Here is a 15,556-nt window from a genome sequence, read left to right as displayed (position 1 = left end):
GCCGTGGCCTCCCTCAGACAGCCGTAGGCCCCCGGAGAGGGTGTCCTCTGCGCGGGGTGGGGGATGGGCCGATGTTTGAGGCGCACGGATGGATCATCCGGCAACGCCGGATGATCCATCCGTGCGCCGAGTTCGGCGGGGCCCCCACCCCGCGCAGAGGACACCCTCTCCGGGGGCCGGTCAGCCCCAGCTACGCCCCTGGCTACGCCGATGCCCCAGCGACGTCCTGCTTCGCGGCCTCGATGATCTCGAGCGCGTACGCCCCGATGGTCGAAGCGTCCTCGCCCTCGACCATGACGCGGAGCTTCGGCTCCGTCCCGCTCCAGCGCACGAGGATGCGCCCCTTGTCGCCCAGCGTCTTCTCGATGCGATCCACGGTGACCCGCGTCCGCTGCATGCTGTCGAGCGGCAGCCGCGTCGCGAACGTCGCGTTCTCCAGGACCTGAGGCACCCGTTGCATCGCCTTCGAGGCGAGCTCGCTCAGCGGCTTGTCCTCCTCCATCATGATGGCGAGCACCTGCAGCGCTGCCACGATGCCGTCGCCCGTCGTCGCGTGATCCAGGAAGATGAGGTGCCCCGACTGCTCGCCGCCGAACGAGTAGCCGCCGTTCCGCATCGCCTCGACGACGTAGCGATCCCCGACCGCCGTGCGGACGACGTGCCCGCTCTGGGCCTTGAGCGCCCGCTCGAGCCCGAGGTTCGACATCACCGTGGTCACGATCGTGTTCCGCGGCAGCTTGCCGGTGCGCAGCATCCGGAGCGCGCAGAGCGCCATGATCGCGTCGCCGTCCACGACCTCGCCGCGCTCGTCGACCATGATCACCCGGTCCGCGTCGCCGTCGAGCGCGATGCCGATGGCCGCGCCGCGCTTCAGCACCTCGGCCTTCACGTGCTCCGGGTGCAGGGCGCCGGTCTCGCGGTTGATGTTGCGGCCGTTCGGCTTCACGCCGAGCGCCGTCACGTTCGCGCCGAGCTCGGTGAACACCGAGGGCGCCACGCGGTACGCCGCCCCGTGCGCCGCGTCGACGACGATTTTCACGCCGTCGAGCGAGAGCGCCGTGGGGAACGTGCTCTTGCAGAACACGACGTACCGACCGCGCGCGTCGTCGAGCTTCACCGCGCTGCCGATCGCCGCCCCGACCACCCGCGCCTCGTCGAGCTCGTGGCTCTCCATGAGCCGCTCGATCTCCTCCTCCGCGGTGTCGGGCAGCTTGTAGCCGTCGGGGCCGAAGATCTTGATGCCGTTGTCCTGATACGGGTTATGGCTCGCGCTGATCACGACCCCGGCGTCTGCCCGCATGCTCTGCGTGAGCTGCGCGACCGCCGGCGTGGGGATCGGCCCGCTCAGCATCACGCGCCCGCCCATGGCGCACACGCCGGACGCGATCGCGGTCTCGAGCATGTAGCCGGACAGGCGCGTGTCCTTCCCGATCACCACCCGCACCTGCCGCGACTTCCCGTGGCTCGCGACGAACGCGATCGCGCGCCCGAGCCGCAGCGCCATCTCGGGCGTCATCGGCGGCTGGTTCGCCACGCCGCGCACCCCGTCGGTGCCGAAGAGCTTGCGGCCTGCGGCCTGCTTCTGCGGTTCGCCCGTCGCCGACGGAGCGCCCTCCCTAGGATCCTTCTTGGTGTGCTTCGGCACGGTCCCTCTCTGTGGTGTGGGGCTGAGGAGACCACCCTTAGCAACCTTTGCCAAGAAGGCCTACGGCCAATCGCCGCCGCGGCGACGGTGACGCGGTCGCTATCGCGCCGTATTTGCAGCGCGGTCGCTACCGCGCCGCTGTTACAGCGCGGTCGCTATCGCGCCGCTGTTACAGCGCGGTCGCTATCGCGCCGCTGTTACAGCGCGGTCGCTATCGCGCCGCTTCCGGCGGCGCCTCGTTGTTGCGCCGAGCGGCCTCGTTGCTCAGGCGCAGCAAGACCGACCCCTGCGCCGGCGTGCGCAGGTCTCGGCCCCTCGTCGTGCCCTCGCCGCCGCCGGGCGGCGGAAGGAGCGCGTTGATGAGGCCCATCAGCCTCACCGTCGCCTGTGGCGCGATGCCGTGCGCCCAGCTCAGCAGGTGCGACGACAGCCCGAGCTTCACCTCGACGCGCCCCTCGCGCGCCGCCGCCACCACCCGCCGCGCCGCGCGCCGCGCGTCGATCGTCGCGATCGGCAGGGACGAGGCCAGGCCGAACCAGCCGAACTCGTGCTGCGGGCTGCCGCCGAACGCAGCGTTGTAGATCGACCCCGTGCGCATCGGCCCCGGGATCACCGTCGTGACGCGCGGGCCCTTCGCGCCGCCGTGCGTGAGCTCCGCCTGCACGCTCTCCGAGAAGCCCATCATCGCGAACTTCGACGCGTTGTACCCGAGCAGGTGCGGCACGGCGACGCGCCCGCCGATGGACACCACGTTCACGATGCGCGCCGCGCGCCCCTGCCGCCTCAGGTGCGGCAGCGCGCGCAGCGTCGCGTGGACCGCGCTCCAGAAGTTCGAGCGCATCGCCTCGTCGAGCTCCTCCACCCGGAGGTCCTGCATCGGCGCGACCTGGATCACACCGGCGTTGTTGACGAGCACGTCGATCCGGCCGAACGCCCTCGCCACGCCGTCGATGAACGCCTCGGCCGCGGCGCGGTCGCCGAGATCACAGGCCGCCGCGTGCACCTCGACGCCGAGCGCCTGCAGCCGCTGCTCCGCCCGGTAGAGCGCCTCCGCGTCGCGGCCGGCGATCGCCACCCGGGCGCCGTGCCGGCCGAACTCCTCGGCCAGCAGCAGCCCCAGGCCGCGAGAGCCGCCCGTGATCACCACGACCCGGCCGCGCAGATCGAGCTGCCGCAGGGCGCGGAACGCCGTCCGCGCGAGCGCGGCCGCCACGAGGGCCGCCGCAGAGAAGAGCACCGGAGAACGCCGCTTCCTGAACGCCATGCCGCGGAGGACGGCATCGCCCGTGCCACGCTGCGCGCGCCGGCGGCAGCGACGCGCCTGCACATCGCGCTGCTCGCGCCCGCTTCAGAGCGTGACGACCGGATCCGCCGCGATGCCGAGCAGCGCCGAGCGCACCTCGCCGACCAGGTAGATCGAGCCGGCCACGACGACGAGCCCGCCCGGCCCGGCGGCCTCGATCGCGCGCGCCACCGCGGCGCGCGGATCGCCGATCGCCTCGCCCGGCGCCACGTCGCGCAGCGCATCGAGCGAGGCGGCCGCGCGGCCCTTCGGCGTCACATAGAGCCGGCGGTGCGCTCGTGGCGCGAGCGTCTGTAGCATTTCGCCCCACCCCTTGTCGGCCATCGCGCCGAACACGAGCGTGGTGAGCGCTGCCCCCGGACCCTCCTCGTCGAGCCACGCCGCGAGCGCCTGCGCGCCGTGCGGGTTGTGCGCACAGTCGAGCAGGACACGTGCGCCGCCCGCGTCGATCTGCTCCAGGCGACCGGGCCAGCGGGCCGCGGCGAGCCCACCCGCGAGCGCCCGCTCGACCTCGGGCCACCGCCCGGCGAGCTGCCACGCGATGCCGCACGCCACGCCCGCGTTCTCGGCCTGGTGCGCGCCGCGGAGGCCGAGCTCCACCTCGATCTCGCGGCGCCCCGGCCCGGCGACGCGCGCCGCGCGCGCCCCGCGACCGCCGCGCCCCACCGCGATCTCGCCCGCGCTCCCGGCGCGCTCCGCCCGCGCGACGCGGAGGCGAGGCCCGGCGCCGATCGCCTGCGCCGCAGCCTCGATCGCGGCGTCGGCCTCCGGATCGAGGGGGCCCAGCACCGCGGGAGCGCCCGGCTTGAGGATGCCCGCCTTCTCCCGGGCGATGTCCGCCAGCGTCGGGCCGAGCACGGCCTGGTGGTCGAGCGCGATCGACGTGATCGCCGTGCAGAGCGGCGCCGAGATCACGTTCGTCGCGTCGAGCCGCCCGCCGAGGCCCACCTCGAGGATCGCGAGGTCGACGTCCGCCTCGCGGAAGGCCACGAACGCGGCCACCGTCAGCGCCTCGAAGAACGTGAGCGGCGAGGGGACACGCTCGAGCGCGGCGGCGAGCGCGCGCTCGAGCGCCGCGTCGCCGATCATCTCCCCCCCGACGCGGATGCGCTCGGCGAAGCGGGACAGGTGCGGCGACGTGTAGAGGCCGGTCCGCAGCCCGGCCTCGCGCGCGATCGACTCGACCATCGCGCACACGCTGCCCTTGCCGTTCGTGCCGGCGACGTGCACCGCGGGGAGGCCTTCGTGGGGATCGCCGAGCGCGGAGAGCGCCTCGCGGACCCGGCCGAGCCCGAGCTCCATCCCCCGCGGCGCCCGCTGCCCGAGCGCCTCGAGCAGCGCGGGCAGCCGCGGCGCCGCCGAGGTCATCGCCGCGCCCGGCGGTTGGACGTGAGGTGCTGGAGCAGCGTCCCGATGTACGCCTTCATCTCGGGGCGCGGGACGATGGCGTCGACCATCCCGTGGTCGAGCAGGAACTCGGATCGCTGGAAGCCCGCCGGCAGCGTCTGCCGGATCGTGTTCTCGATGACCCGCGGGCCGGCGAAGCCGATGAGCGCCTTGGGCTCGGCGATGTTCGCGTCGCCCAGGAAGGCGAAGCTCGCCGCGACGCCGCCCGTCGTCGGGTGGAGCAGCACCGACAGGAACGGCAGCCGCGCCTTTCGGTACCGCTCGAGCGCGGCCACGCTCTTCGCCATCTGCATCAGCGAGAGGATGCCTTCCTGCATCCGCGCGCCTCCCGACGCCTGGAGGAGCACCACCGGGAGCTCCTCGCGCGTCGCGCGCTCGAACAGGCGGGTGATCTTCTCGCCGACGACCGAGCCCATGCTCCCGCCCATGAAGGCGAAGACGAACGCGCCGTAGGCGATGTCGCGGCCGCCCAGCCTGCCGCGGCCGATCTCGATCGCCTCCTTCGCGCGGCCCTTCTTGTGGAGCGCCGCGACGCGGTCCCTGTAGCTCTTGCCGTCGCTGAACCGGAGGGGGTCGTTCGGGACGAGGTGCTCGTCCCACGCGGCGAGCTCGCCGTCGTCGAGCAGCAGCCTCCGCCAGCCGTCGGCGTCGAGCTTGTGGTGGTGGCCGCACTGCGAGCACACCTCGAAGGTGCGCGCGAGCTCGGCGGCGTCGTGCGTGTGCGAGCAGCCGTCGCAGCGACGGAACACGCCCGCTCCCAGCGAGCGCTTCTCGCTCGCGTCGGTCGTCGGCAGGGTCTTTTCAGGCCAGGTCATCGGCGAGCCCTCAGGCGCTCCGCAGGTCCATCTCCTTCACGTCGGAGGGGACCCGGAGCGTTGGTTGTGTCTTCTCCTGCACCTCTCGGGCGCTCACGCCGGGCGCGAGCTCGCGCAGCACGAGCCCCTCGGGCGTCACATCGAGCACGGCGAGATCGGTGATGATCCGGTGGACGACGCCCCGCCCGGTGAGGGGCAGCGAGCACTCGTCCAGGATCTTCGGCGCGCCGTTCTTCGCCGCGTGATCCATGATCACGACGACGCGCTTCGCGCTCACCACGAGATCCATCGCCCCGCCCATCCCCTTCACCATCTTGCCAGGGATCATCCAGTTGGCGAGATCGCCCTTCTCGGAGACCTCCATGGCCCCGAGGATCGCGAGATCGATGTGGCCGCCCCGGATCTGCGCGAAGGACTCGGCGCTCGAGAAGATCGCGGAGCCGGCGAGCATCGTCACGGTCTCCTTGCCGGCGTTGATGAGATCCGGGTCCTCCGCGCCCTCGATCGGGTAGGGGCCGATGCCGAGCAGCCCGTTCTCGCTCTGGAGCACCACCTCGATCCCCGCGGGGATGTAGTTGGCGACGAGCGTCGGCATCCCGATGCCGAGGTTGACGTAGTAGCCGTCCCTGAGCTCCAGCGCGGCGCGCTGCGCGATCTGTTCCCGCGTGAGTCCCATCGTGTCCCCTGTCCCCGCGCCTAGGCGGCCGACGCCTTGCGCACCGTCCGCCGCTCGATCCGCTTCTCGTAGCGCTCGCCCTGGAAGATCCGGTGCACGAAGATCCCGGGCGTGTGGATGTGGTCCGGGTCGAGCGAGCCGACGTCGACGAGCTCCTCCACCTCGGCGATCGTCACCTTCGCGGCCATCGCCATCATCGGGTTGAAGTTCATGGCCGTGTGGCGGTAGACGAGGTTGCCGAACCGGTCGCCCTTCCAGGCCTTCACGAGCGCGTAGTCGCCGCGGATGGCGGGCTCGAGCACGTAGTCGCGGCCGTCGAACTGGCGCACTTCCTTCTTCTCGGAGTACCTCTTCACCGCGCCGCCTGGGCCATAGAGCACGGGCAGCCCGCCCTCGCTGATGGCCGTGCCCGCCCCGGTCGGGGTGTAGAACGCAGGGATCCCGGCGCCTCCGGCGCGGATGCGCTCGGCCAGCGTGCCCTGCGGCGTGAGCTCGACCTCGAGCTCGCCGCTCAGGTACTGGCGCTCGAACTCCTTGTTCTCGCCGACGTACGACGAGATCATCTTCCGGATCTGCCGGTTCTGAAGGAGGATCCCGAGGCCGAAGGCGTCGACTCCGCAGTTGTTGGACACGACCACGAGATCCTTCGTGCCGAGCTCCCGGAGCGCCGCGATGCAGTTCTCCGGGATGCCGCAGAGGCCGAAGCCGCCCGAGAGGATCGTGGCGCCGCCCGGGATGTCCCTCACGGCATCCAGCGCGCTCTTGTAGACCTTGTCCATGGCCGACCGAGAGGTAGCCCAACTGGCCGCGAGGCAAAAGCCTCCGCTGCCGCCGCGGTATGCCATGGCGCCGGCGCCGCAGCGCGGCACAGGGGCCGGGCGGCGCCGGCCGCTGCACGGCGCCGCGCGGTGATCCGCGCTTCCGGCGAACGACGGAAGCTCGCGTGTGTCCCGGGTGCATGAGGCGCTCGTCGCGTCCGCCTGCGCTCGTTCAGCGCTCATTCAGCCAGCGCTCGTTCAGCGCTCGTTCAGCGCACATTCGGCGCACGCTCAGCGCACGGTTCAGGAGCGGCCCTCGGAGGGCGCGGCCAGGCGGCGCCGGCTTCTTGGCCCGCCTCAACGAAACCCCGTAACGCACCGGTGTGCCTCGACCGCTCTCCGTGCTGTTCACGATCCTGGCGCTCTCCCTCTCCGGCTCCCGGGCGGCCGCCGCGGCGCCGGATGCGCCGGCGCGCTCGCACGCGCGCCCCACCGCGGAAGCAAAGCCGCGGGACGCCGCCGCTGCCGCCAAGGCGCGCGGGGCGACGAAGCGCGCGCCGCGCGCGCGGCTCGCGAAGGACGACGTCAAGGGCCACCGCCCCCGCGCCGGCGACGCGGGCCCGCGCTCGCCCGAGCCGGCCACGAAGAAGGCCGCGCCCCAGGCGCCCGCCTCGTCGGTCGGCCACCCCAACGAAGGGCGCCTCGAGGGCGGCGTGCGGCTCGACACCTCGCGCAAGGACATCCGCGTCGTGCCCGCCTACGCCGGCGCCGACGTCCGCTGGGGGCTGCCGGCGCTCGTCGGCATGATCGAGCGCGCGGCGCGCGGCGTGGCCAAGCGCTTCCCGGGCGCCGTGCTCGGCGTCGGCGACCTGTCGCGCCAGCGCGGCGGCGACGTCCACCGCCACAACTCCCACGAGAGCGGCCGCGACGTCGACCTCGGCTTCTACGCGCTCGACGCGCGCGGCAAGCAGGTCCACGCGCCGGTCTTCCTGCGGTTCGACGCCCGGCTCGTCTCGACCAACGTGCCCGGGGCGCGCTTCGACCTGCCGCGCAACTGGCTGCTCGTGCAGCACCTGCTCACCGATCCCCGCGCCCGCGTGAGCCACATCTTCATCTCCGATCCGCTCCGGTCCGCGCTGATCGCCCACGCCAAGCGGATCGGCGTCTCGCGCGCGCTGCTCGTCCGCGCGCAGCTCGCGATGATGCAGCCCACGGGCGCCGAGGCGCACGACGACCACATGCACGTGCGCATCTCCTGCCCCGCGGCCATGCGCGGCAGCTGCATCGAGCTCGCGAAGAACGCTCCCTCCCATGCCCGCGCGCGCATGGCGAGGAAGACGGACAGGGCGCTCCGGACACCGTCACCGCCCGCGCGCGCGGAGGCCGCGCGCCCCCCGAAGGCCGCCGCGGCGCCCGCGCCGGAGCGGCCCCGCGAGGCCGGCGCCGGCCGGCGCGGCCCGGCGCAGCCCTCGCGCCGCGACGACAGGCGACCTGAACGGGAAGCGCGCCGCGCCGCTGCCGACGCCGAGGCGCTGCCGCTCGCCGCCTCGCGCGCGGCGGCGCAGCAGCCGATGGGCGGCCTCGATCTGTCGTTCCTGCGGCCTGCTGCGTCCGAGGTGGAGATCGAGGCAGATTCGGACGGCGCCGACGCGAGCGGCGCGCTCGACGACAGCGGGGTGCTCAAGATCACGGACTGAGATCTGCCGGGTGCCGTTCACTACAAAAGCGGCAAAGAGCCGGTAACGCAATGCATTGCAGGAAGTTCCGCAATCTCTGACCTGGGCGCCGTCGCGCCTGGACCCGGAGAGAAGTCCTCGGGCAGACTGGGGCGGATCAAGGGGGTGTTCATGCCGCAAGAGGACTCCCACACCTCGATTCCCACGCCGCCGTCCGCGGCATCGCTCGTCGCCAGCGATCACGATCGCCGCGCGCTGCTCGCGGCGCTCACGTTCGTCGGCAGGCCTCCCCGGAGCGCGGGGGCGCTCGCGATCTGGTTCGAGAAGCACCTCGTTGCAGCCGGGAGGATGCAGCGACCGGCCTACGTGACCGAGGGCTTCTCCAAGCAGGTAGCGCTCGGCCCTCAGGTCCCGGCGGCCCCGGATGCATCCGAGATCGAGCAGCTCGTCGACGCGGCGCGGCTCCGGGTGCTCGCCTCGCTTCGCGCCTTCATGCCGCCCGTCGCAGACGATCGCTTCCTCGCCGCGGCCATCGACGGCGGGCGCGTGCGCCGCGCCGGAGGCCTCGCGCCGTGGGAGCCGTGCCCGTGCGAGGAAGACCTGCTCAGCGACATCGTCCTGAGCCTCTTCGCCGCGGACATCCTCAACTTCCGCGCGTTCCACGACGCCCATCTCTGCGTCTGCAAGACCTGCTTTCGCATCGATTTCGATCCGAGCCTGTCCGGTCGCACCGGCTGCCCCGAGCACGAGCCGACCGTCGCGCTCAACGTGATGCGCCGCAGCCGTCCGTCGCTCTGACGCGTCGCCCTGGGCTCAGAGGCAGCCGAGGCGGCACTTGGACGCCTGCGCCAGGCAATCCGACAGGCATCCCTGGTAGCGCTGGTATTGCGTGCTCTGCGTTGGCTCTCTACCGCACTGCGTCGCCCTGCACGCCTGGTGTCGCCGCTCGCACGCGCCCAGGCACCCGGTGTTGCCGCCGGCGGGCGCAAGGCCAGCCGCGGCCGCCGCACGGGGCCCCGCCCCTGGAGACGCCGGCGGCGCGTCCGGCGCCTGCGCGGCAGGCGGATCGCTCCGCTGCGCCGGGGTGGTCCGGTACCCCGCCGAGGCGGGCGACGGACCGCAGCGCTCGAAGGCGCGGCGCATCACGTCCTCCGCCGAGCCGGGCTGGATCTCGCACGCCCGCGCGAGGCTCTCGATCCTGCGGTCGATCGCGGCGGCCGCGCGCGACGCGATCCCGTCCGGCCGCGCCGCCGGCGGTGGGGCGCCCCTCTGCGTGGCGCTCGCGGACGCGGTGATCCCGCGCACAGCGTCGTCCCCCGTCGCGCTCGACGCCCTGCCGATGAGGAAGGCCACGATGAGGCTTACCGCCACGAGCCCCAGGGCCGCGAGCGCGAGCCGCGGATCGATGCGGCGCGGCCCGCGCGCCGGCGCGCCGGCGCGCGGGGAGCCGGCCGGGAGATGCGCCGGCCCCGCGGCGCCGGGCGGCGGCGCCTTTTCGGGCTGCGGCCCGGTGACGTTCGGCGTCCGCGGGGTAGGCGCGATCGCCGGCGGCGCCAGCGTCGCGACCTCCAGGGGAGGCGATGGGGCCACCATCGGCGAGAGGTTCGGCAGCGGCGCCGGCCGGGGGATGTCCGTGTGCGCCGGTTCGCTCGACGCGGCGGACGGCACCGTCGGCGTGTCGGGCCACTCCACGAGCGGCCTCGTCGCGCGGAGCCTGTCGACGAGCGGCCCGAGCTCGCGCCGCTGCTCGAAGCGCCGGACGAGCTCGTACGCCGCTCCCTGGATCCCCCGCTCCCAGGGGATGTCCGGCACGCCGAGCTCCTCCGCGAAGCGGCGCAGCTCGGCCAGGCTGAAGCAAGCCGTGATGCGCCCGCGGATCTCCGCGGCGCTGCGCGCCGTGCTCCCCGACGTCCCCGTGCCCTCGCCGTCCACGCCCGGCAGCTTACCGCACACGCCACCGAAGCCGAACCTGGTATAGGCTCCGGACATCGTGTCCGGCGCTGCGGCACCCGGGGACGTGGAGGCCAGGAGATGAGCCGAGAGGACAGTGCAATTGGCGCGGCGCCGCCCGCCCTCGCGCCGCTGATCGGGCGCGAGGCGGAGCTGTCGGCCCTGGCCCGCGCGCTCGACGCGGTGGAGAGGGAGCGCTCCACGCGGACCGTGACGCTCGTCGGCCCGCCGGGCATCGGCAAGAGCAGGCTCGTGCGCGAGTTCCTCGAGCGGCGGCGCCAGGGCTCCGCCGCGCTGCGCGTCACCTCGGGCAGCGCCGGCGACATGGCGTCCGCGTACGGCGTCTTCACCCGGCTCCTGCGCGCCCGCTTCGGCCTCTCCGACGGCATGGACAAGGACGCGGCCCGCGCCGAGGTCCGCTCGCAGGTCGCGCACGTGATGGGCGACCGCAAGGTCGGCGACGTCATCTACTTCCTCGGCCAGTTCATCGGGCTCGCGTTCGGCGACAGCCCGCTCACCCGCGCGGTGCAGGACGATCCCGCGCAGGCCGACCTCATCCGCCGCGCCGTCCTGAAGGCGTTCCTCGAGGCGGACGCCGTCCACGGCCCCCTGTGCCTCGTCTTCGAGGACCTCCACGCGGCCCACGACGACTCCCTCGCGCTCCTGCGCTACCTCATCGAGTACCTCACGGGCCCGGTCCTGATCGTCTGCGCCGCCCGCCCCGAGCTGCTCACCCGCCAGGACGACTGGGGCAAGGTCGGCGACCGGCGCCACGCGCTCCTGGAGCTCACGCCGCTCGGCGAGGCCGCCGCGGCGGAGATGGCGAGGGCGCTGCTCGCGCCCTGCGCGCCGCGCGGGAGCGACGACGTCGTCATCATCGACGTCGTCGACGCCGTCGACGGCGTCGACGTTAAGCGCCCCGACTCGCAGCCCCAGCCGGGCGTGCCGTCGGAGCTCGTCGAGGCGGCCTGCTCCTTCGCGAACGGCAACCCGGCGCTGCTCGAGCAGATGGTCCGCATCTGCCACGAGCAGGGCGTGATCGAGGAGCTCTCGCCCGACTCCGCGGGCGGGCCGCGCTGGCGCGTGCACCTCGGGAAGCTGTCGACGGCGCGCCTGCCGATGACGGTCGAGGACGCCGTGAACGTCCGCCTCGCCGCGCTCGATCACGACGGCCGGCAGCTGCTCGAGCAGGCCGCGACGATCGGCCCGGTGTTCTGGAGCGGCGCGCTGTTCGTCCTCGGCAGGGCCGGCTGCCAGGCCCCCGAGCTGTGGGGGGAGGAGCAGAGCGACAAGGATCTCGACCGGATCAACGCCGCGCTGCGCTCGCTGTGCGACCGCGGCTACCTGCGCAAGCAGAGCGAGTCGAGCTTCGCGGGCTCGGACGAGTACGTGTTCGTGCACGCCAAGGAGCGCGAGGCGCTCCAGAAGCGGATGAGCGCCGCGGCCCAGCGGCGGTACCACCACGCCATCGCCGAGTGGCTGGAGCAGCAGGTGGCGGTGCGCGCGAGCGAGGAGTTCCTCGCCGAGCTCGCGACGCACCGCGAGCGCATCGGCGACGCGGTGCGGGCGGGGCTCTCGCTGCTCGACGCCGGGGACGTGGCGCGCGGGCGCTACTCGAACGCGAAGGCGGCGGAGTACTACGCGCGCGGGCTCTCGCTGCTCGGCGACGCGCACGTCGCGCGGCGCATCGACGCGCTCCACGACTACGGCGACGTCCTCCAGCTCGCCGGGCGCATCGACGACGCGCTCGCCGCGTTCCGCGAGATGCTGACGCTCGCCTACCGGCTCGACAACCGGCGCAAGGGCGGGGCCGCGCACAACCGCATCGGGCGGCTCTACCGCGAGAGCGGCTCGCTCGACGAGGCCGGCAAGCACCTCACGACCGCGCTCCGCCTCTTCGAGGGCGCGCGGGACGAGCGGGGGATCGCCTCGACGATCGACGACATCGGCAAGCTGCACTGGCTCCGGGGCGAGTACCAGGAGGCGCTGAAATGGCTGCGCGACGCGCTCGCCCGCCGCGAGCGGATGGGGGATCGCCGCTCGATCGCGCTGTCGCTGAACAACCTCGGCCTCGCCTTGCAGGACTCCGGCGAGTTCAAGCAGGCGCTCAACACGTTCGAGCGGTCGCTCGCGATCCGGCGCGAGATCTCGGACCTGCTCGGCGTCATGATGAGCCTGAACAACCTCGGCATGATCGCGCAGGACCAGCGCGATCACCGCCACGCCCTCGAGCTCTTCGAAGAGGCGCTGGAGGTGGCGCGGCAGGTCGGCGATCGCAACCGGACGGCGCTGATCCTGACGAACATCGGCGGGACGCTCTACCGGAGCGGCGATCCCGACGAGGCGGTGCGCGTGCTGCAGCAGGCCGAGGAGCTCTGCGACGGGCTCGGCGACCGGCTCGGCCTGGCCGAGGTGCGGCGCGCCCTCGGGAAGGCCTACATGCTCCGGGGCGATCTCGAGAAGGCGCGCGACTCGATCAGCCGGGCGGTGGACCTGTTCGCGTCGGTCCGGAGCAAGGTGCACCTCGGCATCGCGCTCCGGACGCTCGGCGAGATCACGGCGGCGGGCGGCTGGGGCAGCGCGCACACGAAGAGCGCGCGCGCGTACTTCGCGCGCTCGGTGAGCATCTTCGAGGAGACGGGGAACGAGCTCGAGCTCGCGCGCACGTTCCAGGCCTACGCGCGGTTCCTGACGACCGACCGCAGCTTCGTGGCGAACATGGCGGCGCGGCGCGAGGCGGTGGCGATGAACGAGAAGGCCGAGGCGATCTTCGGGCGGCTGAAGGTCACGTCGGTGCGCCTGGAGGACGAGCCCACGCTCCCGACGGGCCCGCCGGGCCAGTCGGCCCCCACGAAGTCGTCGGTCAACGCGAGCCCTGGCCGCTCGCCTACCCCCGAAGAGCCGTCGTTCCCGAGCCCGGGCAGGGCCTCGACCTCCAGCTGAGGCCGGGTGATCCAGGCGGGCCGGCGTGCTCTGGCGCGGGGGGGCGCCCGTGATACGCATGCCGGGTGAAGGCCCTGCACGAGAAGCGCGTCTCCGAGTCGGTCACGACGATGACCGAGTACGTCCTGCCGACGCACACGAACGCGCTCGGCTCGATCTTCGGCGGGCAGGTGCTCGCGTGGATCGACCTGTGCGCCGCCATCTGCGCGCAGCGGCACACCGGCAGCGCGGTGGTCACCGCGGGCATCGACGACCTCTCGTTCGATCATGGGATCAAGGTCGGTCAGGTCGTCCGCCTGGCCGCGCGGGTGACGGCGACCTTCCGCACGTCGCTCGAGATCCTGGTGTCGGTCGAGGGAGAGGACGCGATGACGGGCGCCATCTGGCCCATGGTCACGGCCTTCGTGACGTTCGTGGCCGTCGACGCGTCGCTCAGGCCGACCGCGGTGCCGCCGATCGTCCTCGAGACGGACGACGATCGCCGCCTCGCCGAGGCCGCGGCGGAGCGGCGCGCGCGGCGGCTCTCGCGGCGCGGGGGCGGCCGCGGCGCGTGAGCGTGATCGCCGCGCGCTACTTCTTCTTGATCCGGTCGGGATCCCCGAGGAACTCGAAGTGCATCGTGTCCTCGAGGTCGTCGTGTCCCAGCCAGTCGAAGCCGTAGCGCTCGAACGCCTTGATCCAGCAGCGGGACAGGGCCGTGCGCTCGTAGGCAGTGCGCTTCTTCTCCTGGCACAGCGGGCTCGTTGGCCACGGGTCGACGCAGCCGCAGCACGGGTTGCGGTCGGGATCGATGTCGATGGCGATGCCGAAGAGGTGGTTCGAGATCTCGGCGCCGCGGTAGCTGTTCGCCGTGCGGAACCCGCCGACCGCGCGCGGCGTGTAGCGGCGGGACTTGCGGGTGCACGTCGAGCGGATCCGCTTCTCGACGCAGTGGAGCGCGGGCGCGATCTTCTCGTGGATGGAGAGCGGGAGGCCCATGAACTGCACGGTCGTCGCCTGGGAGTGGGCGCTCTCGGAGTTGTGGCGCCGCGTCTCGTCGGTCTCGACGTGGCCGTAGTGCTCGGCGAGGTAGCGGACCGCTTTGGCGTGCTTCGTCGGGTTGAGCATCCCCTTCTGGACGAAGGTGCGCCGCTTCAGGAACTTCTGCGGGCTCTGCACGCGGCACTCGTAGCTCTTCGCCTTTTTTCCCCGGGCCGGCTCCTTGGCCTCCGCGACGGGCCCGCCGCCGAGCCCCGAGGGGCCGGCCGCGAGCAGGGCGATCGCTGCTGCCACGAGCAGGTGCACCCGTGTCCGTCCGTTCGCGTTCACGGCCGGAGGTTAAGCAGGCCGTGTCAGGCGCGGCAAGGACTTGCCGTAAAAGCCTGTCAGGAGAACCACCGTCAGGGAGACGAGCGCATTCTTGCAGCGGGCAGCGGACGGCGCGCTGCATCGCTCGCAGCCGCACGGTCCGTGCGAGCTCATGGGGTGAGCTGCGGCGAGCTCATGGGGTGAGCTGCGGCGAGCTCATGGGGTGAGCTGCGGCGAGCTCATGGGGTGAGCTGCGGCGAGCTCATGGAGAGGTCCACGGCGAGCAGATCTCCACGAGGACGCCGTTCAGGTCGCGAACGTAGGAGACGCGCTGTCCCCACGGCTTGTCGTGGGGCTCCGATACAGGCGCTGCGCCGGCCTTCACGGCGCGCGCGAACGCCGCGTCGACGTCCTCGCTCGTGACGATGATCTCGAGCCCGGCGGGGCGCTCCCCTGGCCGGTTCTTCGCGAGCTCGGGGAGGCCCTTCTGGGCGAAGTCCTCCTGCACGAACCCGAGCGGCACCTTGCCCTTCAGCTCGCAGTATTCTTTGCCGTTGGAGACGAAGCTGCGCTCGAAGCCAAACGCGCGCTCGTAGAACGCGGCAGCTTCCACCGCATCGGGCACATAGACGATCACGCCACCCAGTCCTGTGTTCATGAGGTCCTCCTCGGGGGTCCTGCCCCACGCGCCGGCATCCTAGGGCGGCGCTGCTGACAGCGTCCGGTCAGCAGCCTCGCTCGATGTATGGGCGCGAGCGAGGCGCGAAACGCTCGCGCATGAACCCCCTCACCACGCTTCGATCGATGGCAGAGCACGACGCCCGGTTGAACCAGAGGCTCCCCACGCTCGACGCCGAGGTGCATCTTCTGCGCGGCCGAAGTGCGGCTTCTGCGCGGCCGAAGTGCGGCTTCTGCACGCGGACCACGTCCAGGTCGAGCGCGTGGGGAGCGCGCAGGTCCACCTCGTCGTCCACCAGATTCATCGTGGGCAGGCGCACGTGATGCTCGCCGGTGCTCGCGTGAAACCGCCGCCGCTCGACGGTTCTTCAGGGTCGAGGAGCTTCCGCGGCGCGAGCGGAGCTCCGCGAGATCGGCA

The 15,556-nt window shown here is 72.7% G+C and carries 14 protein-coding genes; 4 read left to right on the top strand and 10 right to left on the bottom strand.

Going from position 1 to position 15,556, the window contains the following annotated elements; genetic code table 11:
• Positions 1 to 202 precede the first annotated feature (202 nt).
• The 6 genes from glmM to WMF19_RS32665 all read right to left on the bottom strand — a co-directional run bounded on the left by glmM (position 203) and on the right by WMF19_RS32665 (position 6,625).
• Complete coding sequence (gene glmM / locus WMF19_RS32690) at positions 203 to 1,645, bottom strand: phosphoglucosamine mutase (RefSeq protein ID WP_437893952.1); 1,443 nt, start codon at positions 1,643 to 1,645, stop codon at positions 203 to 205.
• 211 nt (positions 1,646 to 1,856) lie between these two features.
• Positions 1,857 to 2,972 carry an SDR family NAD(P)-dependent oxidoreductase gene (locus WMF19_RS32685; RefSeq protein ID WP_437893951.1) on the bottom strand — a complete coding sequence of 372 codons (1,116 nt, stop codon included), beginning with the start codon at positions 2,970 to 2,972 and terminating at the stop codon, positions 1,857 to 1,859.
• 21 nt (positions 2,973 to 2,993) lie between these two features.
• Positions 2,994 to 4,316 (bottom strand): bifunctional folylpolyglutamate synthase/dihydrofolate synthase, encoded by a 1,323-nt coding sequence (locus tag WMF19_RS32680; RefSeq protein ID WP_437893950.1) that lies wholly within the window; start codon positions 4,314 to 4,316, stop codon positions 2,994 to 2,996.
• Positions 4,313 to 5,170 carry an acetyl-CoA carboxylase, carboxyltransferase subunit beta gene (gene accD / locus WMF19_RS32675; RefSeq protein ID WP_272094709.1) on the bottom strand — a complete coding sequence of 286 codons (858 nt, stop codon included), beginning with the start codon at positions 5,168 to 5,170 and terminating at the stop codon, positions 4,313 to 4,315. Before accD ends, WMF19_RS32680 begins: the two co-directional genes overlap by 4 nt.
• A 10-nt stretch (positions 5,171 to 5,180) precedes the next feature.
• Positions 5,181 to 5,846 (bottom strand): CoA transferase subunit B, encoded by a 666-nt coding sequence (locus WMF19_RS32670; RefSeq protein ID WP_272094708.1) that lies wholly within the window; start codon positions 5,844 to 5,846, stop codon positions 5,181 to 5,183.
• Between the two features lie 20 nt (positions 5,847 to 5,866).
• Entirely contained in the window at positions 5,867 to 6,625 is a 759-nt protein-coding gene (locus tag WMF19_RS32665) for a CoA transferase subunit A (RefSeq protein WP_437323795.1), read from the bottom strand.
• A 362-nt stretch (positions 6,626 to 6,987) separates the two neighbouring features.
• Here WMF19_RS32665 and WMF19_RS32660 point away from each other — a divergent pair, with 362 nt between their 5' ends.
• Complete coding sequence (locus WMF19_RS32660) at positions 6,988 to 8,301, top strand: penicillin-insensitive murein endopeptidase (RefSeq protein WP_437893949.1); 1,314 nt, start codon at positions 6,988 to 6,990, stop codon at positions 8,299 to 8,301.
• A gap of 150 nt (positions 8,302 to 8,451) precedes the next feature.
• Positions 8,452 to 9,078, top strand: coding sequence for a hypothetical protein (locus WMF19_RS32655; RefSeq protein WP_437893948.1), 627 nt, complete (start codon positions 8,452 to 8,454; stop codon positions 9,076 to 9,078).
• A gap of 15 nt (positions 9,079 to 9,093) precedes the next feature.
• Here the strand turns inward: WMF19_RS32655 and WMF19_RS32650 are convergent, their stop codons facing one another.
• On the bottom strand, positions 9,094 to 10,269 hold the full coding sequence (locus WMF19_RS32650) for a hypothetical protein (protein ID WP_437893947.1): 1,176 nt from the start codon (positions 10,267 to 10,269) through the stop codon (positions 9,094 to 9,096).
• A 42-nt stretch (positions 10,270 to 10,311) separates the two neighbouring features.
• On the opposite strand from WMF19_RS32650, the gene WMF19_RS32645 reads away from it, so the two are divergent.
• On the top strand, positions 10,312 to 13,173 hold the full coding sequence (locus tag WMF19_RS32645) for an ATP-binding protein (protein ID WP_437893946.1): 2,862 nt from the start codon (positions 10,312 to 10,314) through the stop codon (positions 13,171 to 13,173).
• A 65-nt stretch (positions 13,174 to 13,238) separates the two neighbouring features.
• Positions 13,239 to 13,727, top strand: a complete 489-nt coding sequence (locus tag WMF19_RS32640; RefSeq protein ID WP_437893945.1) for an acyl-CoA thioesterase — start codon at positions 13,239 to 13,241, stop codon at positions 13,725 to 13,727.
• Positions 13,728 to 13,743: 16 nt separating this feature from the next.
• Here the strand turns inward: WMF19_RS32640 and WMF19_RS32635 are convergent, their stop codons facing one another.
• From WMF19_RS32635 to WMF19_RS32625, 3 genes are all read right to left on the bottom strand, one after another.
• The gene (locus WMF19_RS32635) at positions 13,744 to 14,481 is read right to left on the bottom strand and encodes a M15 family metallopeptidase (RefSeq protein WP_437323789.1); all 738 of its coding nucleotides are present in this window, start codon (positions 14,479 to 14,481) and stop codon (positions 13,744 to 13,746) included.
• A gap of 241 nt (positions 14,482 to 14,722) precedes the next feature.
• A complete protein-coding gene (locus tag WMF19_RS32630; protein ID WP_437323788.1) occupies positions 14,723 to 15,118 on the bottom strand; it encodes a VOC family protein in 396 nt (131 codons plus the stop codon).
• Between the two features lie 67 nt (positions 15,119 to 15,185).
• A complete protein-coding gene (locus WMF19_RS32625) occupies positions 15,186 to 15,434 on the bottom strand; it encodes a hypothetical protein (RefSeq protein WP_437893944.1) in 249 nt (82 codons plus the stop codon).
• Positions 15,435 to 15,556 lie beyond the last annotated feature (122 nt).

Source organism: Sorangium sp. So ce124 (genome assembly GCF_051525235.1).
Classification (GTDB): domain Bacteria; phylum Myxococcota_A; class Polyangia; order Polyangiales; family Polyangiaceae; genus Sorangium; species Sorangium atrum.
This window is presented reverse-complemented; position numbering and strand designations above follow the sequence as displayed.

What these genes read in the sequence shown, in the direction of transcription:
- WMF19_RS32680 (WP_437893950.1), bottom strand. Translation starts at nt 4,316, where the DNA reads ATGACCTCGGCGGCGCCGCGGCTGCCCGCGCTGCTCGAGGCGCTCGGG.
- WMF19_RS32670 (WP_272094708.1), bottom strand. Translation starts at nt 5,846, where the DNA reads ATGGGACTCACGCGGGAACAGATCGCGCAGCGCGCCGCGCTGGAGCTC.
- WMF19_RS32630 (WP_437323788.1), bottom strand. Translation starts at nt 15,118, where the DNA reads ATGAACACAGGACTGGGTGGCGTGATCGTCTATGTGCCCGATGCGGTG.
- WMF19_RS32655 (WP_437893948.1), top strand. Translation starts at nt 8,452, where the DNA reads ATGCCGCAAGAGGACTCCCACACCTCGATTCCCACGCCGCCGTCCGCG.
- accD (WP_272094709.1), bottom strand. Translation starts at nt 5,170, where the DNA reads ATGACCTGGCCTGAAAAGACCCTGCCGACGACCGACGCGAGCGAGAAG.
- WMF19_RS32645 (WP_437893946.1), top strand. Translation starts at nt 10,312, where the DNA reads ATGAGCCGAGAGGACAGTGCAATTGGCGCGGCGCCGCCCGCCCTCGCG.
- WMF19_RS32665 (WP_437323795.1), bottom strand. Translation starts at nt 6,625, where the DNA reads ATGGACAAGGTCTACAAGAGCGCGCTGGATGCCGTGAGGGACATCCCG.
- WMF19_RS32650 (WP_437893947.1), bottom strand. Translation starts at nt 10,269, where the DNA reads ATGTCCGGAGCCTATACCAGGTTCGGCTTCGGTGGCGTGTGCGGTAAG.